The organism is Leptolyngbya sp. UWPOB_LEPTO1 (assembly GCF_017302695.1).
Taxonomy (GTDB): domain Bacteria; phylum Cyanobacteriota; class Cyanobacteriia; order Leptolyngbyales; family Leptolyngbyaceae; genus Leptolyngbya; species Leptolyngbya boryana.
This window is the reverse complement of record NZ_JAFLCJ010000003.1, coordinates 272,053-291,241: the sequence shown is the minus strand read 5'-3', so window position 1 is coordinate 291,241 and position 19,189 is coordinate 272,053. Positions and strand designations below refer to the sequence as shown.

At 46.3% G+C, this 19,189-nt stretch carries 21 protein-coding genes; 8 read left to right on the top strand and 13 right to left on the bottom strand.

Features of this window, described 5'->3' with window-relative positions:
• Positions 1-15 precede the first annotated feature (15 nt).
• From J0L70_RS06680 to J0L70_RS06645, 8 genes are all read left to right on the top strand, one after another.
• Positions 16-645 carry a methyltransferase family protein gene (locus J0L70_RS06680; protein WP_287453683.1) on the top strand — a complete coding sequence of 210 codons (630 nt, stop codon included), beginning with the start codon at positions 16-18 and terminating at the stop codon, positions 643-645.
• Positions 642-1,271 carry a cation efflux transmembrane domain-containing protein gene (locus J0L70_RS06675; protein ID WP_287453682.1) on the top strand — a complete coding sequence of 210 codons (630 nt, stop codon included), beginning with the start codon at positions 642-644 and terminating at the stop codon, positions 1,269-1,271. The genes J0L70_RS06680 and J0L70_RS06675 overlap by 4 nt, the downstream gene beginning before the upstream one ends.
• 163 nt (positions 1,272-1,434) lie before the next feature.
• Positions 1,435-1,668, top strand: a complete 234-nt coding sequence (locus J0L70_RS06670) for a hypothetical protein (RefSeq protein ID WP_287453680.1) — start codon at positions 1,435-1,437, stop codon at positions 1,666-1,668.
• A gap of 72 nt (positions 1,669-1,740) precedes the next feature.
• Positions 1,741-2,307 carry a DUF421 domain-containing protein gene (locus J0L70_RS06665; RefSeq protein WP_287453679.1) on the top strand — a complete coding sequence of 189 codons (567 nt, stop codon included), beginning with the start codon at positions 1,741-1,743 and terminating at the stop codon, positions 2,305-2,307.
• Between the two features lie 89 nt (positions 2,308-2,396).
• The gene (locus J0L70_RS06660) at positions 2,397-4,463 is read left to right on the top strand and encodes a di-heme oxidoredictase family protein (RefSeq protein ID WP_287453678.1); all 2,067 of its coding nucleotides are present in this window, start codon (positions 2,397-2,399) and stop codon (positions 4,461-4,463) included.
• 12 nt (positions 4,464-4,475) lie between these two features.
• On the top strand, positions 4,476-5,504 hold the full coding sequence (locus J0L70_RS06655; RefSeq protein ID WP_287453677.1) for an AI-2E family transporter: 1,029 nt from the start codon (positions 4,476-4,478) through the stop codon (positions 5,502-5,504).
• Positions 5,505-5,721: 217 nt separating this feature from the next.
• Positions 5,722-6,189, top strand: coding sequence for a signal peptidase II (gene lspA, locus J0L70_RS06650; protein WP_353736619.1), 468 nt, complete (start codon positions 5,722-5,724; stop codon positions 6,187-6,189).
• A gap of 45 nt (positions 6,190-6,234) precedes the next feature.
• The gene (locus tag J0L70_RS06645; RefSeq protein ID WP_287453676.1) at positions 6,235-6,606 is read left to right on the top strand and encodes an FTR1 family protein; all 372 of its coding nucleotides are present in this window, start codon (positions 6,235-6,237) and stop codon (positions 6,604-6,606) included.
• Between the two features lie 237 nt (positions 6,607-6,843).
• Here J0L70_RS06645 and J0L70_RS06640 read toward each other — a convergent pair.
• The 13 genes from J0L70_RS06640 to J0L70_RS06580 all read right to left on the bottom strand — a co-directional run bounded on the left by J0L70_RS06640 (position 6,844) and on the right by J0L70_RS06580 (position 18,947).
• Positions 6,844-7,637 (bottom strand): IS5 family transposase gene (locus tag J0L70_RS06640; protein WP_502711024.1). Its coding sequence is split into 2 segments (ribosomal slippage): positions 6,844-7,373 and positions 7,373-7,637, totalling 795 coding nucleotides; the frame shifts between segments, so codons are not numbered across the junction.
• Between the two features lie 80 nt (positions 7,638-7,717).
• Positions 7,718-8,650, bottom strand: a complete 933-nt coding sequence (locus tag J0L70_RS06635) for a vitamin K epoxide reductase family protein (RefSeq protein WP_287453675.1) — start codon at positions 8,648-8,650, stop codon at positions 7,718-7,720.
• A gap of 211 nt (positions 8,651-8,861) precedes the next feature.
• Positions 8,862-9,536, bottom strand: a complete 675-nt coding sequence (locus J0L70_RS06630; protein ID WP_287453674.1) for a serine/threonine-protein kinase — start codon at positions 9,534-9,536, stop codon at positions 8,862-8,864.
• A gap of 24 nt (positions 9,537-9,560) precedes the next feature.
• Complete coding sequence (locus tag J0L70_RS06625; RefSeq protein ID WP_287453673.1) at positions 9,561-9,896, bottom strand: hypothetical protein; 336 nt, start codon at positions 9,894-9,896, stop codon at positions 9,561-9,563.
• Between the two features lie 108 nt (positions 9,897-10,004).
• Complete coding sequence (locus J0L70_RS06620) at positions 10,005-10,796, bottom strand: TIGR03943 family putative permease subunit (RefSeq protein ID WP_287453672.1); 792 nt, start codon at positions 10,794-10,796, stop codon at positions 10,005-10,007.
• Positions 10,786-11,640: a cation diffusion facilitator family transporter gene (locus J0L70_RS06615; protein WP_287453671.1), complete on the bottom strand. Its 855-nt coding sequence runs from the start codon at positions 11,638-11,640 to the stop codon at positions 10,786-10,788. Before J0L70_RS06615 ends, J0L70_RS06620 begins: the two co-directional genes overlap by 11 nt.
• Before the next feature lie 140 nt (positions 11,641-11,780).
• Positions 11,781-12,518: an MBL fold metallo-hydrolase gene (locus J0L70_RS06610; protein WP_287453670.1), complete on the bottom strand. Its 738-nt coding sequence runs from the start codon at positions 12,516-12,518 to the stop codon at positions 11,781-11,783.
• A 116-nt stretch (positions 12,519-12,634) separates the two neighbouring features.
• The gene (locus J0L70_RS06605; RefSeq protein ID WP_287453669.1) at positions 12,635-13,273 is read right to left on the bottom strand and encodes a peroxiredoxin; all 639 of its coding nucleotides are present in this window, start codon (positions 13,271-13,273) and stop codon (positions 12,635-12,637) included.
• Positions 13,274-13,583: 310 nt separating this feature from the next.
• A complete protein-coding gene (locus J0L70_RS06600; protein ID WP_287453668.1) occupies positions 13,584-16,094 on the bottom strand; it encodes a heavy metal translocating P-type ATPase in 2,511 nt (836 codons plus the stop codon).
• Positions 16,095-16,096: 2 nt separating this feature from the next.
• Positions 16,097-16,441: an ArsR/SmtB family transcription factor gene (locus J0L70_RS06595; RefSeq protein ID WP_287453667.1), complete on the bottom strand. Its 345-nt coding sequence runs from the start codon at positions 16,439-16,441 to the stop codon at positions 16,097-16,099.
• 307 nt (positions 16,442-16,748) lie between these two features.
• Positions 16,749-17,294 carry a rhodanese-like domain-containing protein gene (locus J0L70_RS06590; protein WP_287453665.1) on the bottom strand — a complete coding sequence of 182 codons (546 nt, stop codon included), beginning with the start codon at positions 17,292-17,294 and terminating at the stop codon, positions 16,749-16,751.
• Positions 17,295-17,329: 35 nt separating this feature from the next.
• Complete coding sequence (locus J0L70_RS06585; protein WP_502711022.1) at positions 17,330-18,028, bottom strand: MBL fold metallo-hydrolase; 699 nt, start codon at positions 18,026-18,028, stop codon at positions 17,330-17,332.
• 73 nt (positions 18,029-18,101) lie between these two features.
• The gene (locus J0L70_RS06580) at positions 18,102-18,947 is read right to left on the bottom strand and encodes a sulfite exporter TauE/SafE family protein (RefSeq protein WP_287453664.1); all 846 of its coding nucleotides are present in this window, start codon (positions 18,945-18,947) and stop codon (positions 18,102-18,104) included.
• Positions 18,948-19,189 lie beyond the last annotated feature (242 nt).

The following is a 19,189-nucleotide window of genomic DNA, read 5'->3' as shown; positions in this document are numbered from 1 at the left end:
TAGGGGTACAGAAGTATGTTGAACGAAACTATTTTTCAAATTATCCTTGCAGCTTCTCTTGCTGTATTGGCGATCATGCGAATTTACTACCGCGCCAAGAGTGGAGCCTTTCGTGAAAGCCAATTTACAGAAAAGGAAAGTAACTGGTTTCTAGTACTGGGAATTCCGGCTAGTCTCACCTGGCTTGGCAGTCTTTTGGTTTGGATCATTAATCCTGAATGGATGAGGTGGTCTGTTCTAAATTTTCCGGTAGGACTGCGTTGGAGTGGAGTAGGTTTGATGGTGTTTGCACTAGCTGCATGGGGATGGATTCATCATTCGCTGGGTAGGAATTTTAGCCCAACTCTAGTGGTACGAGAACATCATCAGTTGATTACGCACGGATTGTATCATTGGGTTCGGCATTCAATGTATTCAGCGTTTTTTCTGTTTGAACTTGGCATTTGTCTCCTGACTGCAAGTTGGTTCATCGGGCTGACTGGAACCCTATTGATATTGCTAATCGTTGTTCTACGGGTTCCCGAAGAAGAAGCAATGATGATTGAAACATTCGGCGATCAGTACCGTGAGTACATAAAACATACGGGTGGTTTGCTTCCGCGCTTTACATACAGGCAAGCATCCTCAAATCCAGAATCATTATGAGCAAAGTAACTAACGACTCCAACAAAGACAAAGCCGTTGATGCGACAACATCCCAAAAGCGCCGCGTTCTATTTCAGGTTCTGGGACTGAATCTGCTGCTGTCGCTGTCGCTATTCATCACTGGCTTACTGGGTAACTCCAGTGGATTGATCGCTAATGCCCTGGACAACTTATCCGACAGTGCTGTCTACGCAATCAGTCTTTTCGCAATCGGGCGATCGCCCAAGCTGAAAGTTGTCGCAGCGCGTGTATCGGGTGTGCTTCTAATCATCTTCGCAATTGGCGTTTTAGGCGATGCAATCCGTCGTGTTATGACAGGCACCGAGCCGATCGGAATCGTCATGGTCGCAATGAGCGTGATTTCAACGGCAATCAATCTGCTGAGCCTCAAACTGCTGAAGCCTCTAAAAAATGCCGATGTAAACCTCCGTGCAGCCCAGACCTTCAGCATCAACGACTTTATCTCTAACCTGGGCATTCTGGTCGCTGGTGGGCTAGTTGCCTGGATCAATCAATCGTGGCCCGATCTGGTCGTCGGTGCCGCAATTGCCGCGATCGCCGTGAAAGGCGGGATTGACATTCTACGCGATGCTGCACGAGAGTCACGCTCTAGAGCAAGGCGATGATTTTCATGCAAATCACATATATCAACACTATTCTAAGAACGTTGAGCTATTACAAAGGAGTGAGATCGTAGCTGATGTCCAATTTCTGAGGCTACTGTATTAAGCCAGTCGTCAATTCAAGTGATTTTACGAATAGAAATTTTAGTACTTGAGGAACACCAAAATGAAACGAAGAATTGCAAGTCTGTTTCTCGTAACAACTACACTAACGATTCTAGTTGCTTGTCAGCAGCCTAGTAATAGAGATACTGAGAACAAGCCTAGTCCTTCTAATAATGAAGAGGTGAAACCAAACAATAGTCCCAGTCCCTCTGGAGATCGAGATGATGACAATCCGAACAAATCTAATGGCGATCGCGACCAAGATAGAAATGATGACAAAAAGCCAGGCTCCTAGTTTTTCGGTCGATATAGTCAGTCAAAGAAACAATTTGTCTTCTTAAAAACTGCTTTCTGGAGTATTTGAACAATGAATTTTTGGAGTAGTTTGTGGACGTTTGAGGAGCCAATTCTAGAGAAAGTTATCCGTTCAATTCTGATTTATTTTTTCTTGCTGGTGGCGCTACGTTTAGGAGGTAAACGAGAATTGGGACAAACCAATAATTTTGATCTGGTTGTACTATTGGTAATTTCTAACACGGTACAAAACGCAATTATTGGCGATGACAATTCTTTGATTGGTGGAATAACTGGTGCGACTACATTGTTAATCACCAACTACCTAGTTGTCCGCGTTGCCTACCAATTTCCCAAATTCCGAAAATTGACTGAGGGAAAGTCAAGACTTCTTATCCAAGAGGGTCGAATCATTGAGAAAAACTTGAGAGCAGAAGCAATTACTGAACAAGAGTTACTCACGAGTCTGCGCCGTCAAGGAATTGAAAGTCTTTCCGAAGTTAAGTCTGCCTGTTTAGAAACAGATGGTGACCTTACTGTTGAGCGTCTCAATCTAGGCGATGATCCTCAGAAAAAAATTATCGATCGCCTTGACCGAATCGAGACAGCTTTGAATCAAATTGTCCAAGGCATTAAGTGACTTGAGACAAATGAGAACAATTTTGTTTGACCTTGAAGTACTTTTTGCCTTCAACACTCAACCTTTAACTAGAAACAAGGACATGAACTATGTGGTTCCGCTCACTAATTATTCTGATTGCTCTGGTCGTTCTCGCTGGATTGGTCGGCTACCAGATTGAACTGACCCTACCTGGAAGACCACCAGGCATTGGCATGACTTCTACCCCGTTTACGACCTCTGCACCAGCAGAGATTGGTTCCTATGATGTGCTGGGTAAAGTCGTTGATAAAGTAGCAGCAGGCAACCTCTTGCAGACACAATCGGGGCGTGACCAGCTATCGCCTGAAAAAGGAGCAGTCGAGATCACTGAAAAACTGATTGATCTAGGGCGAGATGCGTTTTATCAAGAAACGTTTGGCAATGAAATTCTGTTTACAGACATTGTTGGCATTCTAGACGGTTCTCTAACAGTCGGAAAGCTTGTAAAAGCAGTGACAGCCCTCAAGGGTGAACCCACAACTAATCTGCAAATTCCCCTCGATCGAGATGTCACCCTTGGAGGACGCACTTTTAAGGCGGGCACTTCATTGAGTACAGGTCTCGATGTTCCAAAAGGCTCTCTCTTCCCTCTGGGATTAATCACCCATATTGACAATACCAAACTCAGAGTGGGCGTAACCTGCGCTCTCTGCCATACGGCTGTTAGCGAGAAAACTGGGCGCATTATGGAGGGCGCAACCAATACAGACATCAATCTTGGGGCACTGTTGGCGATGGCTTCCAACACAGCCGCGCTATTTCGTCAAACCGATGTCAATCCAACAAACATTACCCTTGGTCAACATCCATACATCAATGGCAGTGGAGAACAAGCTTATTTGCCAGATGCAAAAACGCTAGAAGATGAAGTGGATGCCTCTATCCTGGCTTGGCCCCCTGGCAACTTCGTTTCTAACGGCGACCTCAAAAACAATTCGGCAAAAATTCCCTCCTCCTATACCCATGATGCTTATCCTTATGCTTGGAGTGGGGTCGCCTCAATTGGTTGGTTTCACGGCTTGACTACTTTGAACAATGCTGTCTTTGGTCTCAATGCCGACCCGACAACCACAGCAGATGCGGCTGAACGGGTCTTGGGTATTGATAAAGAAACGTACCTGGGAGCCATGTTCCAAAAGGCAGCTAACCCTAAATATCACCTGCCAGCAGGAGTTCGCCCTTCAGAATTTATTGATCAAGTCGATCCCACACCGGGCGCACCCGGAATTAATCAAACCATTCAGATGCCAGAATATCCAAAGGGGTCGCTGTTCATGCAGAACGGCTTGATGGCATCCACACCGGGTTTACCAGTTGCGGCTCAACTGAATGGCATGTCTGCTTGGCAAAATACGCTGGCACCCCCTCCGTACTCATCAGCTGACCCAGAAACGCTAAGACGAGGGGCAGCAATCTTTACGAAAGCTAATTGTGCGACCTGCCACAGCGGTCGCTATTTCACCAACCATAAGGTAATTCCTGTCAAAGAAGTTGGGACACAACCGCTACGAGCGCCTGCTTCCAAAGGATTTGCCGAACTGTTTGTCTCCCCGCCGCAAACCTATCCACCGAATGTTTCAGTACCGCTGCCGCCCCACCCTCCTGTACTATCAATCCCAACAGATATCACTCCCCAAGAAGACATCGATCTTGCCTATGCACAAAGCGATCCGACTGGAGGTTACAAAGTGACCAAGCTAATTGGACTTTATCTGCTCGCTCCCTATCTGCACGACGGCGGTGTGGCAGCAGGAGCTGATGCCCTAAAGCAAGACGCAAATGGACGCTTTAGCATTGCGAATCCAAATCAAATCGGCATGGTTGGCACGTTGATGCGAAACATCAAACCCGATCCCGAAGCAAGCCTACGGATGTTGCTTGACCGAAATCTGCGAGAGCCGATGGTAGCTGCAAACCGAGCAAATTCTGACTTGCAGCGAGCAAATGTGGATGGCAGTGGGCACGCCTACTGGGTGGATGAAAAAGCCGGATTTACGCCACAAGAGCAAACGGATTTGATTCAGTTTTTGCTCTCGATCGATGATGACCCGCAAGTGCTTCCCGCTTCACTAACAGAAAGGAACGAAAAAACCGCAGGGGCAACCGAGCGTGTTTTAGTTATTGCCCATCAATAAAGTTATTTAACTATGAAGTTAGGTCAATGGATTGGTCTTCTCGGTCTGGTTTCTATCCTCTATGTTCTCTGGCAGATTCGTCAGATGCTTTTACTGCTCTTTGCGGCAATTGTATTAGCCAACAGCTTAAATCTGCTAGTACAATGGCTGCAACAGAGAAAAATTAAACGCTCTGTCGCGGTTTCACTCTCAATTGGCTGCTTTTTTACAATAATGGCGGGTTTCTTTTGGCTGATTGTTCCGCCGCTTGAAACTCAAGTCGAGGAATTAATCGTTTTGTTTCCCATCGGAGTTAACCGGGTTGATGGTTGGCTTGAACAAAACATCAACTTAGTTCCTGAACAGTTTCGCTCTTATGCACCTACGCTTGAAAGAATCGGACAGCAACTTCAGCCTTTTCTGAATCAAATCTTGGGGCGTTCTATTCCGGTTTTTTCTGCTTTAGTCGGTATTGCAATCAATACGTTGCTGGTATTCGTTTTAGCTTTGATGCTCATCATCGATCCATCTCCTTATCGGCGACTTGCCATTCGCCTTTTTCCTAGTTTCTATCGTCGTCGAGCAGATGCAACTTTAAATGAGTGTGGAGAGGCGTTAGGTCGATGGATGGAAGCAGCTTTGATTAGCATGAGTGTAATCGCGGTATTAAGCAGTCTCGGTTTATTTGTCTTAGGGATACGCGCTGCTTTAGCCCAAGGTGTTTTGGCAGGGTTACTGAATTTTATTCCAAATATTGGACCCACGATGAGCGTTGTCTTTCCTACCGCGATCGCGCTCTTGGATGCTCCTTGGAAATCTGTTGCGGTTTTGATTTTTTATATTCTTGTTCAATTGTTTGAGAGTAATCTACTCACTCCATATATCATGGCTCAGCACGCTGCCCTTCTTCCTGCTGTCACGCTATTGGCTCAAATCTTCTTTGCTGTGATGTTTGGACCATTGGGATTAGCACTCGCAATTCCGCTAACAGTTGTGGGTCAGATTTGGATTCGGAACATATTATTTGAAGATCTTTTAGACCAATGGAAGCATTCTGAATAGCTCATTTCTGCCTTTACTCGTTTCTGTTGCAGCTTCTGATGACGTAGCTGCAACTAGCAAAATTGAGAGAAGTTAAGCGGTAAAAATTAATTATGCTCAATTCAGCTTACTCACTCGTAAAGGGCTTCTCGATCAAGACCCAAAAATGCCTTTCGCGCTACCGATTCGATGGCGCAAGTTGCTGTTCCAAATGTTGTTCTAGGCAGGTCTGAACCAAGTGAGAATAAGACATAAAAACAAAGGCTTTTGGTTTGCAGGGGTTCTTAGTTTCGCGATCGATCAAGTCACCAAATTTCTAGTTGTTCAGTTTTTCTCGTTGGGTCAAAGTATCCCGCTTCTTCCAGGAGTGTTTCATCTAACCTATGTCACCAACAAAGGTGCTGCATTCAGCTTGTTCTCCAACAGTGGTGGATGGCTGAAATGGATTTCTTTAGGAGTCAGTCTGGGTCTCGTTGTGCTGGCGCTCCGTGCTAACCTCAGCCGTTGGGAGCGTGTCGGTTATGGTTGCATTTTAGGAGGAGCTTTAGGAAACGGGGTCGATCGCTTTGTCAAAGGGGAAGTCGTGGATCTTCTAGACTTCCGCCTCATTCATTTTCCAGTTTTTAATTTGGCGGACGTGGCAATCAACATTGGGATTGGTTGCTTACTCATTGCAGCGTTTCGAGAAGGGCGGCGCAATGGTTGATCGCGAAGGACCAAAACGTTAGAGATTTAGTTGAGCCTTCCTTGAATGCATAAACATCAAAAATTGTCCCGTTCTTTTGTGACTGCGTTAGCTCATTTTGATGCAGCAGTCAGTGCTTTAGTCCAAATGGATCGTCAATCCCAAGCGTTCTGTTTCTACTATCAACGGTTTGCAAAACCTCAAGACCGTGACTGCATTCTGGGTTCAATGATGTGGAACACCAGTGGGATTCTACCGGACGATCGCTTTCCTGGCATCATTCTAAATGCTTTATTCGGCTACACCCAACGGTTATGTGTGGTTCAGGCAGTAAGTTATGTTTTCTGCTTAATTACAGTTGGTGGACTTTATTTTCAAAGTCTATCTGGTCGTGTGTTTTCCTTGTCCAGAAAGCGTAAGTCAGCACGAAGTTCTTGAGGAGTCTCAAAGTCTTTCGCATCATTCTATCCAAAATTTCGCGATCGTTAATAATGAGCAACTTAACCTGCAACGCAAGAGAAGGCAGTAACTTTTGCGAACCCTATTTAAGAAAAGGTATTGAGCATTGATTTAAGTCTTTGGAAGAGGTTGGGTTCTACTGTTGTCAGTTGTTTAATACCTCTTTTCGATACTAGCTCTAAGTGTTAAAGCCTATCCTAGGGCGTGTTTTAAAACCTAGATCCAAAGCAGAATTGCAGCGATTGTAAGCATAGCAAGATAGTTTTGTGCTCGTTTCTCGTAGCGTGTTGCAATCCGTCGAAACTGCTTCAAGCGATTGATCGTTCGCTCAATCCGATTGCGCTCTCGGTAAGCTTGACGGTCAAAGCGCGTTCCTTGTCGAGATTCATTTGAGCGTCGGGGAATCACTGCCCCAATCCCGCGTCGATGCAAGTAGACACGAATCGGTCGTCCGGTGTAAGCTTTATCGCCTGCTACCCGATGCGGACGCACTCGCGGTTGTCCCCGTCCAACCCGTTTGACCGCACCCTGCTCCATCAAGGCTTCAAACATCACCGACTCGTTGCGCTCTCCCACGGTGAGCACGAAGGTGACGGGCTTACCCTTGCCTTCACATCGCAGATGAATCTTCGTACTAAAGCCACCTTTGCTATAGCCGAGTGCTTCTGCCGCTGCATCACTTCCCGCTGCTCCCGCTGCGTGTTGATGCGCTCGAATCACACTGCCATCCACAAAATGCAGCTTTCAGTCAAACTCGCCTGCTGCATCTGTTCTAAAATCTGCTGCCATAGTCCTCGCTTGCGCCAAGCATAGAAGCGACCAGAAACAGTTTCCCAAGCCCCGTAACGATTTGGTAAATCGCGCCAGGGAGCACCTGTGCGAAGAATCCACAAAATGCCATTGATTGTAGTGCGATGATCATTGGCGGGTCGTCCGCCTTTTGGACTCGGTTTAGGTAAGAGTGGCTGCAATCGCTGCCATTGTCGCTGGCTCAAGTCCCTACGTGAAATTGGATTGCCTGAAACCAAAGTTTGTTCGTTGTCTTTGAAATACGTCTACTCCTATTCTAGCTTGGGTTTTAAAACACGCCCTAGCTTCCAGGCAAAGCATTCTGGAAATTTTTTGCTCCCGAATAGCCTGACATTGCCGCTAATTGCTCTAGCGACTGCGTACCCGATTCCGTTTGACCATTAACCACCCAGGTTGGATAACCTTTCACGCCTGCTGCCTGACATTGATCCGGCTGTGGGTTTTTCCCGGATGGATCACATTCCACATACGTGATTCGACTAAACGCTTCTTTGCCAAACAGTTGTTTTTGATCGTGACAATGGGGACACCAGAATGCTCCGTACATCTTACCTCCGACCTTTGTGAGATGATCGGCGAGGGCAAGTTCAGCCGCTCCAGAAGTTGTTGTAATCGGTAAACCAGATTGTCCGGGGGTTGATCGTTCTGCAATTTCGGGATTTTTTACACCTGCGTAAATGCCGAGCGTCCCGACTAACACAATCAAGCTGATCACAAAGCCTGTAAAGAATAGTTGCCCGACATCTTGCCAGTTGCGACCGACGATCGACAAGATAAACAAACTTACAGACAAAATTGCAGAGCCAACGCAGTAAACACAAACCGCCTTGATTTCAAACACAATCAAGTACATTAAGTAGCCGCTAAAGACTGCCATCGCAGTCGCGCCCATAAACAGCAGCAGCCCTGTCTGCTCCTCAAGTTTGGAGCGCAATGATTTATTTTTTTCGGGATTAACCAGCAACGGCGCGATCGCAAATCCGATCATGCTGACATAAGCCAGAAAACCAAACAACGCTAACGGTAAGCCAAACACGGTGGCATAAGGACTTGCCAACACAATGTCACAGCCATTCGTTGGGCAAGCCGTTGAACTTTGAGAGAATTTGACGATCGTTAAGTAGCCAGTCGCGACGGCTCCGATCGTTGCCAATCCTGCCATGATCAGACGCGACCAGCGATAAACCCAGGGAATCGATCGTTGTTTTGGCATAGAAGACCACTCTTTCACTAAATACAGATAGGGACAAAATGTTCGCTCTTAAGTTCAATCTGATCAAAATCGAGAATCGCTCATTCAGCAAACTTTATTTCGTGGCTTTAGGAGAATTGTGAACAGTGCTGATCATTTTCATAAAATCAGACTTTTTGCCGCCCTGTTCAGTCAAAACACAGCTTGCATCATATTCAAAATCTCGCCATTGTTAATGCAATACGTGCCGATAGCCCGGTGAACGACAGAAAAGACGATAACTTCTGCGAACCATATCCAAGAGAAAGTAGGAAACTTGAAGTCTAAATGGTGCAAGGATAGGACGGTACAACCAATAGTAAGCTCGCTTTAGATGAGTCCACTTCAAACAAGTGCCCTGATGCAAAAAATCTGATACGTCCACTACGAATCCTCTGCCCTTCCACATCATCACATTGCGTCCATGCACATCATACGGATTTAGCCCCTGACTTCGAGCATAGTTCAGAGCTTGATCGATATCTTGAATAACCTGCTTTGGAATAGTTAATCCTTTGTGCAAGCAATCATAGAGCGTCGTTCCATGCAGCCGCCTAAGTACCAAAAAGTTCTTCCCAACGTACAAACAGGTAGAAAAGGTAGGGTGAACGCCAAGGCGACGATAAACTTCTACCTCCTCATCAAATCCTGGACGACTAGGAGCATAAATCTTGATAACCTGATCTGGAAACTCAGGGTGACAAAATACGGCAGCATAATTTCCTGCACCAAGCAGTTGCCAAGGAGCAGAAACAGAATGAACTTCAACTGGATTATGGGGAGTTATGCTATTGATTTGAATCGTAGGCAGTAACTCTTGGTCAACCCGCTGAACCAGCAACCGAAGAATTTGGGCTGACTCAATCATATTCTCAACCCTCTGTAATCCTTGCTACCAAAATGACTGCTCTTGCTGACTTGTTTCGGCTTCCATTGTGGAGCCACAGATAGTTGCATAACCTGCCGACACTCCTAGACCAAGCACAACACCAAAACTAATTAACCCCACCTTTAATGATTGCTGCCATCTGCGAGTTTTGCTTTGCTTGACTTGAGCCGCTTGAATTTGTTGTACCGCCTGTTGAATAAACTCTGGCTGAATGTTTGCCTCCGCACCGATTTGGGTTAGCTCTGACAAAGAATAATGCTCTTGCGCCTGTAACCGGGCTGCCAAAGCAAACACTTCTGGAAGCTGTTCGGGGGAGATTTGAGGTTCAGAGTTGTTCATGAGAGGATTCCAATAAGACAGTTTTCCATTACATTATTACCAATTTTTTAACGTTTACTCTCCGATTTTCAGCTATGTGAGCCAATGGTGATGCTCTTCAATTCTGTGCTAATACTCATAAGGATCTTTAGGTTCAGGAATAGATTTAAGGGAATTTGCTTGAATCACGAGTTGCCGCTCATTTGCCACTGTTTCTACAATCATTTGCCCTTCAACCTCCCACCAGGTATCAACTGGGTAGGCTTGCCGACTTTGAGTGAGTTTCACTGGAATTCCAACTGGATAGGCATCTAGTGCACAGTGGGCAATCACAAAACGACTGATGACAAAGTACTGATCCGATAAGTTGGGCGAGTGGAAGGCAAAACCTTGAAGCTTGACTTTTTGTCCTAAGTAGCTATCAGGTTCAGGATAAACGGCTAGTGTTCTTGCCCAATCCACTAGCGATTTATCTTGTGAACGCACAGAAGCCCGGAATGCTTGAGGTTTCATGCGAGTTGAGGTGATAAGAGAGTCCGGCAACCCTTGCTGCATTGCCGCTTGGCTTCCAAGCGTTTGAGGTTGTATCAGCATTCCTAAAAGTGCCGCAACTAAAAGCACTCTGCTCGTCCATTCTGGAGGCAAAGTTGATAGATGTTGAGTCTTTATAGTAGGCGGATTGTATAGAATCCTCCAAGCTTTGAATGCTGCAAGTAGCAGTAAAACAATGGCTGCGACTAGACAAACAACAACATATCTAGGATGAACAAGCAAGCTAAGTTTGCCAGTGAACCACAGCTTTAGCACCAAAATACCCCAAGCCGCAATGCCTGAAGCCTCTATCCAATCAGTAATGTATGAAGACTGAATTGGTCTTTTAACGGATGGTTGTCCCCTATTGCTTATTCGATTAGGGTTCATTGCGATCGCACTCCTGAAATGCAGTAAGTTGCAAGGTTAGCTCATAAATGCCAAATTCTTGATTTAAATAAGTTTGTAGTTGATTCAGCAACTGGTCACGCTCCTCGACAGTCATCAATTTCACCCTTAGATGAGCATTGAGCGCAATTTGATCGGACGTAATTGTCCAAACATTGAGCTTCTCAGCTTGACACACTTCAGGAAAGGAATGCAAAGCAGCTTCGATCGCAGCGACATCAATTGAGCGAGGGGCAAATTCCAGCAAAATTCTGAGACTATCTATCACCAAAGGAACCGCACTGATACACAAAAATGTAGCAACTAGCAAACTTGCCACAGCGTCTGCCCATAGCCAGTTAAAGTAGTAAATGACTAAAGCTGCCAAAATAACACCTATAGAACCAGTAGCATCAGCAAGGATACGGAGAAAAGCACCCTTCAAGTTGAGGTCATTGCTGCTCTCATTATGCAGAAGACGAATAATAATACTGTTAAAAACCAGGCTCACACCTGCTGTAACTAGCATGGGTAGCCCTCGAATAGGATCTGGTTCTTGAAATTGACCGATTGCTTCCCATGTTGTTAGGGCAGCGATCGCAAGAATTCCCAACCCATTGAGCAATGCCACCAAAATTTCAATTCGTCGATACCCAAATGTTGCTATCTTCGTAGCGGGACGCTGTGCTAGCGCCGTTGCACCTAGCGTCAGACTTATGGCAACCATATCGGAAAACATATCGCCGCAGCTAGCTAACAACGATAGGCTATGAGACCACAACCCGATCATCAAGACAAATAGAAATAGGCTACTCCGCAGCCCCAAAACGATCCAAAGGAGCCGCATCTTCAGGTGACTTGATACGACCCTTGAATCGTTTGAAGCGGAATTGGCGAGGTTTACTTCGGCAATTGAGTGATAGCTTTCAGTAGCCTTACTAGAAGAAATCATAATATTCACGTTTAGCAAAGAATAAATTATTAGCCCTATTTGGTGGATGAGAAGTCTATTGAAATAATGTTGGTTGTGTCAGGAGAGGCAATTCTGCCACACCGCTCATTAGCTGGAACCGCTTCCATGATCTTCGTGGGCATCGGTAAGCCTAGATTCGCCATGAACTCAATGAACTGATCGCGATCTCGTTCGGCAAATCGGGAATTCCACCGTTTCTCTTCGCCAATAGTGGATACTGTGTGACCTCGATAGTCATGTGCCGGATAAACGAGCGTGTTGTCTGGTAACGTGAACAGCCGCTGCGTGACTGAATCAAATAACGTTCCCGCATCACCGCTCTGAAAATCGGTTCTTCCACAACCTCGAATGAGTAAAGCATCTCCAGTCAAGATTCGGTCATTATTGACCCGATAAGCCATGTGACTATCGGTATGACCCGGTGTGGCGATCGCTTCAATCGCAATGCCATCTAACTGCAACGTCTCACCATCCTTAATGTGGCGATCGGCACAATTGGCTTGAGCGTGGTCTGGAACAACGCCGAGACAACCCTTCACTTCACGCAACTTGGCAGTCCCTGTGATGTGGTCAGCATGAATATGGGTTTCTAAACAGTAGCGAAGATTTAATCCTAACTCTTCAAGCAGCTTGAGGTCTCGCTCCACCTGGTTCAGAACTGGATCGACCAGGATGGCGGTCTTAGTCGCGGGGTCTGCAATTAAGTACGTATAGGTACTGGATTCTTGATCAAACAGTTGTCGAAAAATCATATTTCGCTTTTCTTGAACGTCAGTTAGACAAGCAACCCCAAACAGAGTTGATCTGGGCGGAATCAGCACCGCATATTAACCGCGTTGCTAATTTCGCCCAGAGACCTGGAATCAGACTACTTATTCGGTTGAGGAGTCATTCGCAGGTAGGGCTTCACCGCTTCGTAGCCCTTAGGGAATTTCTGCTTCAGTTCTTCCGGGTCTTGAATCGAAGGAACAATCACACAGTCTTCACCATCCTTCCAGTTAGCGGGAGTCGCTACACTATGATCGTCTGTTAGCTGCAATGAATCGATTACCCGCAGTAACTCATCAAAATTACGCCCCGTGCTAGCTGGATAGGTCAAGGTCAGACGCAGTTTCTTGCTAGGGTCAATAATAAATACCGAACGAACGGTTAAAGTATTGTTGGCGTTGGGGTGGATCATGTCGTAAAGGTCGGAAACCTTCCTATCTGAATCTGCCAAAATCGGGTAGTTGAGGTTTGTATGCTGGGTTTCTTCAATATCTCCCACCCATGCTTGGTGAGATTCGACATTATCAACGCTAAGCGCTAATGCCTTCACACCGCGCTTGTCAAATTCCGGCTTAAGCTTGGCAACTTCCCCTAACTCTGTGGTACAAACCGGAGTAAAGTCAGCGGGGTGGGAAAACAACACAACCCAGCTATCTCCTGCCCACTCGTAGAAATCAATTTCACCAGCAGTCGAAGCTTGAGTAAAGTTTGGCACGGTATCACCTAATCGAAGAGACATAGAAAAGTTCCTGTGATGTTGAGAACAAATGCAAACTTAGATCAAATTTTCTAGTCATGCTTGCCAATACGTGGAACCCTAGCAGTTTGGCTGCTTTTCAGGTATCCAAGGCTTCAGAGTTGTATTTCATTTCTCACCTTGTAAGTCAATGAAATACATACGAGTCATTATATCATCATATGATGATATTGATAGACTTACAAGGTGTTATTCGTCGAAAATCTTCAAGGAACATGGAGAATTATCATTGAAACGCGGTCTCAACGTGGTGAGACCTAAGACTTGAGAATATAGATCAGCCAGATTGCGACTACTTCTGACGCAATAGGCGGGCTGAGTTTGCAAGAATGCCAATATCTGGAATGGACTGCGCTGCGGCTGCAAAGATCGGTGGCAGGAAACCAAAGGCAGCTAGCGATAGCCCTGCCAAGTTGAACACAGCAGTAAACGCAATGTTCAACTTCACTACATTCATTGTGCGACGGGCAATCTGCAACACCTCTGGTACAAGCTGCCAGTCATCGCGCATCAAAGCAATGTGAGCCGCTTCGAGCGCCACACTGGTTCCCGCTGCTCCCATTGCAATGCCAATGTCTGCTTGTGCCAAAGCCGGAGCATCATTCACACCATCCCCAACCATAACCACCGTGTGTCCCTTCGCCTGGTACTCTCGCACGATCGCAATCTTGTCTTCAGGGAGAAGATTTGCCCGATAGTGAATTCCCAGATTTCCAGCAAGAGCAGCGGCTGTCCGCTCGTTATCTCCTGTCAATAGCTCAATTTGTTTCAGTTGCAGTTTACGGACCTGAGCAATGGCAGTGGGAACCTCGATACGTACTGCATCTGTTGCAGCTAGAACTCCAACCAACTCACTATCACGGGCAACAAACAGCATGGTTTTGCCCTGCTCCTCAAATCGCTTCACAACAGTCAGGGAAGCTCCGCCTGGAATCATACGATGATTGCCAACAGCAATGACATGCCCATCAACCAGTGCTTGCACTCCCATGCCTGGAAATGCTTCAAATTGTTCTGGCTTATGCAGTGATATGTTGCGTTCCTCTGCGATCGTTAGTACAGCTTGAGCCAGTGGATGTTCGGAGTATCGTTCTGCACAAGCTGCCCACGCTAGAACATCAGTCTCAGATACTCCTGATAGCGGCACAATGTCGGTAATTTGAGGACGACCTAGTGTCAGGGTTCCAGTCTTGTCAATCAATAGCACATCAGCGCGAGCGAGAGACTCTAAATATTTCCCACCTTTAATCAGTAGACCTCGTTTTGCTCCTGCCCCAACCGAAGCCAGCATGGCAATCGGGGTTGCTAACGCAAATGAGCAGGAACATGCCACAATCATCACTGCTGCGGTTGCTAACGGATCACGGCGAACGGTAAAAGTGAGTGCTGCTACCCCTAACACGACTGGAAGGTAATAAGCCGAGAATTTGTCTGCGATCCGTTGCACATCGGCTCGACGAGCTTCGGCTTCTTCTACCAGCTTGATCACGCGCCCAAATGTTGTATCGGCTCCAATGGCTGTGGCTCGAATCCGTAAACTGCCCAATGATGCCAAAGTTGCTGCAAAAACGTTTGTTCCAGATCTGGCTTCGATCGGCATTGACTCGCCTGTAATTGTCGCTTGATTGACCGTTGCCTGACCACTGATGACTTCTCCATCTACGGGAATTTGTTCACCGGGACGCACAACCACAATCTCACCGACCGCAACCTGAGAGATTGGCACCTCAACCTCTTGTTCACCACGCTCGACCCGTGCCATGCGAGGGGCAATGGATTCTAGATCGGTGAGTGCACGCCGCGCCCGTTCTGTTGTAAAGCGTTCAACGTACTCCCCTAGATACATGAAGAACACAACTACCGCAGCCGTTGCCCATTGCCCGACGACAAGGGCAGCAATCAGCCCTGCTGTCATCAAGGTGTGCGAAGTAATCTTATTTTTGAGTGCCGCCCGTACCACATTAATCAGTAGCGGATAGCCTCCCGCTAAAACCAGAATCGTTCCAACAAACCAGGGGATATGGGTTGTCAAGGATTCAAACAATCCTAGCCGCTCACCCACCAGCACAATAAAAAGGACAGCCCCGATCACAATGCCAAATAGCGTGAGAACGGGTCGGGTGATATCCTCGATTGACGCTTGATTGCGTGGTTCTTTGGGTTGGTCAGCAACGGAGTAGCCTGCACCTTCAATGGCTTGGTAAATCTCTTGACGAGAAAGTTTTACCGGATTCAGTTTCACGACCACCTTTTTAGAGGTCACAAACGGCTCGACTGATTCCACACCATCAAGCTTTTCAAGTGTCTGTTGCACATGACGAGCGCAATCCGAGCAATCCATTCCATTGACAGAAACCTCAAGGGTCGTGGTTGGCTCGGCGATCGAGTAGCCTGCGGCTTGGACAGCCTGAACGATCTGTTGCCGATTGACTTGCGTTGGGTCTAGCTCTACGACCGCTTTTTGGGATGCCAAAAACACCTCAACCGACTCAACACCATTCATTTTCTCGATCGCCTGTCGAACATGACGAGCGCAATCCGAGCAGTCCATCCCGTGAACCGTCAGTTCCAGCGTTGTGGTTGGCTTGACAATCTTGTAGCCTGCACCTTCTACGGCTTTGTAAACCGTTCGTCGTTCAATTCTCTCTGGGTCGAATTGAACGATCGCTTTTTGAGAAGACAAAAGGACATCCACCGATTGCACACCCTCTAAGTTCTCGATCGCTTGCTGGACATGCCGCACGCAGTCAGAACAATCCATTCCCTGCACCGTCATCTCGATCGTTGTTTGCTGTGGCTTCACGGCTATTCTTCCTCCGATACGTTATAGCGAGTACACTCGTAGATTCCTTTCATCACATCGGCTAGAAACTCATCAGCCAGGTACAGTAGTCGTGTCACTCGCTCATCGCTCAAGCCATAGTAAACATAGGAGCCTTTCTGCTCCCGGTAAACGAGGTTACAATCGCGTAGACAACCAAGATGATTGGAAACGTTTGACTGGCTAAGCCCTGTGGCTTCCACAATCTCAGTCACGGTCAAAGATCCGTTGCTGAGAGCTTCCAAAATAGAGAGACGCGAGGGATCGGAAAACCCTCGAAACAGTTTGGCTTTCAGGTTTAGTCCAGTAGTACGGGCGTTCGGAGTCATTGATTTTGGAAAGAGTTTCTCATATCAGAATATCACTCAATACTGATATGTCAAACTTGCCGACTATTCCTAGAATTCTCTAACTCTCGACAATTCCCCTGACTGATACCTTTTATTTCGCCTAAACAGTAAGAATCGCGTCGATTTTATGAGATCAGTCGATTCTATGAGATCAACTGATTGGTTGGCTGCCTAATTCTTTCACTGATTAAAGAGTATTCACCCGTTCGGGTTCTTGCTAAAGTTACCACCCGGTAGGAAACCATTTTTGTAGTTTGAATTGAACGATTTACCCCACGTCTTTACATCAGAAGCGATTGCGCTGATTGTAAGGCAGCTTAGCCAGCACTCTACCTAACATACAGCTATCAGTAATTCCAGAGAAAATTAGTCCAACTCCCATCAAACTACTCAACAGCAAAAACCAAGGCGAAAAAAGCGCCCCTAAGAGTGTACCGATGACCACACCAGATCCAGCACCAATTTGCACTTGGCGCATCAAACTAATTGGTGCATCGCGATTGACGTATGTCGGGTATCCTGCTTCCTTCCAAGCACTAATTCCACGGACTAAATGAGATATGTCCTTGAACCCTGCATCAAATAGTTTTTGTGCTGCGATGATAGACCGATTCCCCGATCGACAATAAAGCACGATTTTCTTGTTTTGTGTTGATGAAATCTTTGCCGGATCAAAGCTAGATAGAGAAACCAGCGTTGCTCCCGGAATATGTTCTCCTGCGTACTCTACAGCTTCTCGCACGTCAATCAACATCACACTTTCCTGCTCAATTTCTTGCTTCAATCTGTAAGCCTCGATTGCCTTCAGTTCTCTCGGTTGCAACATCGTCATTTTGTCTACTCCGTGAATAAATTCTGCATCCTTCACTAAATTCTGATTAAGTTACCACAGCGTTCATTCGCAGGTACAGCTTCCATCATCTTTTTCGGACTTGGAAGATTGAGATTTTTCATCAGTTCAATGAAATCGTTCCGGTTGCACTTCGTAAACCGAGGATTAGACTGTTTCTCTTCACCAATGGTCGAAACGGTATGTCCGTGATAATCATGTCCTGGGTAAACGAGCGTCTTATCGGGAAGCATGAACAATCGTTGCGTGACTGAATCATATAAAGCTCCAGCATCACCACCTTGGAAATCTGTGCGTCCACTTCCTCGAATCAGCAGAGCATCTCCAGTCAGTAAGTGAGTACAGTTCACTCGATATGCCATATGACTATCCGTGTGACCTGGGGTGCTGATCGCTTCAATACTGACACTGCCAATTTCAAGCACTTCACCATCTCGGATCACGCGATCGGCACAAGTAGCATAAGCGTTTTCGGGCACAACTCCGAGACAGCTTGTCGCTTCACGAAGCTTTGCGGTCCCCGTAACATGATCAGCGTGAATGTGAGTTTCGAGACAGAATTTCAGGGACAATCCTAATTCATTCAGCAGTTTACGATCGCGTTCAACTTGTTCCAGCACTGGATCAACAAGAACCGCCTCCTTCGTAATTAGATCAGCAATGAGATAAGTGTAAGTACTGGATTCTGCATCAAAAAGCTGTCGAAATAGTATCATAGTGAACTCCAAACGGGCAACGCCTAATACCTTTTAATTCATTATACTACGATATGGTAATATAGTAAGAAAATTAATATTTAGTGTGGTACTGGATCATCTGTGAAGCAGTATTTTTAAAGGAGTGTACGACTTCAAAGCTGTGGCGGTTCTGCACGAAAATAAAAGCTGCTACGGCTAACAGAAAGTAGCCAAAGGTTTGCTGTAATCGTTGCGCTGGAATGAACTGTGCCAAATATGCACCTGGAATTGTCCCTGCGCTTGCTGCCAAAATAAATGAACCTGTGAGTTCCCAGTTCAGCGGCACTTGTCCAAGGTAGCCCAAAAATCCTGCAACCGAGTTCAAAGCGATGATCAACAACGAACTGCCGATCGCTTGTTTCATGGGTACACGACCCAGGAGAACTAATGTAGGCACGATCGCAAATCCACCTCCGATGCCGACCAATCCCGTCAGCACTCCGACTCCAATACCTTCGGTTAAGAGCAAGAACCAGCAGTACTTACAGACAGGATTCGGATAAGATTTCAATTCAATTTGTCGAGGACGTTTAGAACTCCGTCGAATCATCAATCCAGCCGCAAGTAGGATCATCACGGCAAACAGAATCATTTGGAAGGCTCCAGAAACGAACGGCAAAGTGGCAATCTTCGCTCCAGCAAACGCACCAATCATCGTTGCGCCTCCAAACAACAAAGCGATTTTGAGGCGGACATTTCCGGCTCGCCAATGAGGAATGACACCCAACAGACTCACGGCTCCGACGATCACCAACGTCATGGCGATCGCAGGCTTAGGTGGAATGCCCATCACATAGACCAGAATGGGAAGCGCTAGCACCGAGCCACCACCACCAATCAAGCCTAAGCTTAATCCAATACAAGCTGCCATCAAATGCCCAATAATCCAAGTCGTCATGATACGTCTCCGTTGCTAATTTTGAGGAAACATCCGACTCAACTTTAGAGACCAATTTCTATTTCTCCAGCAACTGCCCGTTAAAAGCTAGTTTTCAGAAACTTTCGGATAAATTGGCTAAATCTATCAATAGAACTGAGAATACTTCTTTCGGCTGAGGTCTGTCTCAAATATCAATTAATAATATAACAATATAGTAGTATATTGAACAAGACCTCGCAACTGTTGACGTTAGGCGTGAC

Excerpts from the sequence above, each read along its gene's own strand:
- J0L70_RS06680 (WP_287453683.1), top strand. The coding sequence starts at position 16 with ATGTTGAACGAAACTATTTTTCAAATTATCCTTGCAGCTTCTCTTGCT.
- J0L70_RS06675 (WP_287453682.1), top strand. The coding sequence starts at position 642 with ATGAGCAAAGTAACTAACGACTCCAACAAAGACAAAGCCGTTGATGCG.
- J0L70_RS06670 (WP_287453680.1), top strand. The coding sequence starts at position 1,435 with ATGAAACGAAGAATTGCAAGTCTGTTTCTCGTAACAACTACACTAACG.
- J0L70_RS06665 (WP_287453679.1), top strand. The coding sequence starts at position 1,741 with ATGAATTTTTGGAGTAGTTTGTGGACGTTTGAGGAGCCAATTCTAGAG.
- J0L70_RS06660 (WP_287453678.1), top strand. The coding sequence starts at position 2,397 with ATGTGGTTCCGCTCACTAATTATTCTGATTGCTCTGGTCGTTCTCGCT.
- J0L70_RS06655 (WP_287453677.1), top strand. The coding sequence starts at position 4,476 with ATGAAGTTAGGTCAATGGATTGGTCTTCTCGGTCTGGTTTCTATCCTC.
- J0L70_RS06645 (WP_287453676.1), top strand. The coding sequence starts at position 6,235 with ATGCATAAACATCAAAAATTGTCCCGTTCTTTTGTGACTGCGTTAGCT.
- J0L70_RS06635 (WP_287453675.1), bottom strand. The coding sequence starts at position 8,650 with ATGCCAAAACAACGATCGATTCCCTGGGTTTATCGCTGGTCGCGTCTG.
- J0L70_RS06630 (WP_287453674.1), bottom strand. The coding sequence starts at position 9,536 with ATGATTGAGTCAGCCCAAATTCTTCGGTTGCTGGTTCAGCGGGTTGAC.
- J0L70_RS06625 (WP_287453673.1), bottom strand. The coding sequence starts at position 9,896 with ATGAACAACTCTGAACCTCAAATCTCCCCCGAACAGCTTCCAGAAGTG.
- J0L70_RS06620 (WP_287453672.1), bottom strand. The coding sequence starts at position 10,796 with ATGAACCCTAATCGAATAAGCAATAGGGGACAACCATCCGTTAAAAGA.
- J0L70_RS06615 (WP_287453671.1), bottom strand. The coding sequence starts at position 11,640 with ATGCGGCTCCTTTGGATCGTTTTGGGGCTGCGGAGTAGCCTATTTCTA.
- J0L70_RS06610 (WP_287453670.1), bottom strand. The coding sequence starts at position 12,518 with ATGATTTTTCGACAACTGTTTGATCAAGAATCCAGTACCTATACGTAC.
- J0L70_RS06605 (WP_287453669.1), bottom strand. The coding sequence starts at position 13,273 with ATGTCTCTTCGATTAGGTGATACCGTGCCAAACTTTACTCAAGCTTCG.
- J0L70_RS06595 (WP_287453667.1), bottom strand. The coding sequence starts at position 16,441 with ATGACTCCGAACGCCCGTACTACTGGACTAAACCTGAAAGCCAAACTG.
- J0L70_RS06590 (WP_287453665.1), bottom strand. The coding sequence starts at position 17,294 with ATGACGATGTTGCAACCGAGAGAACTGAAGGCAATCGAGGCTTACAGA.
- J0L70_RS06585 (WP_502711022.1), bottom strand. The coding sequence starts at position 18,028 with ATGATACTATTTCGACAGCTTTTTGATGCAGAATCCAGTACTTACACT.
- J0L70_RS06580 (WP_287453664.1), bottom strand. The coding sequence starts at position 18,947 with ATGACGACTTGGATTATTGGGCATTTGATGGCAGCTTGTATTGGATTA.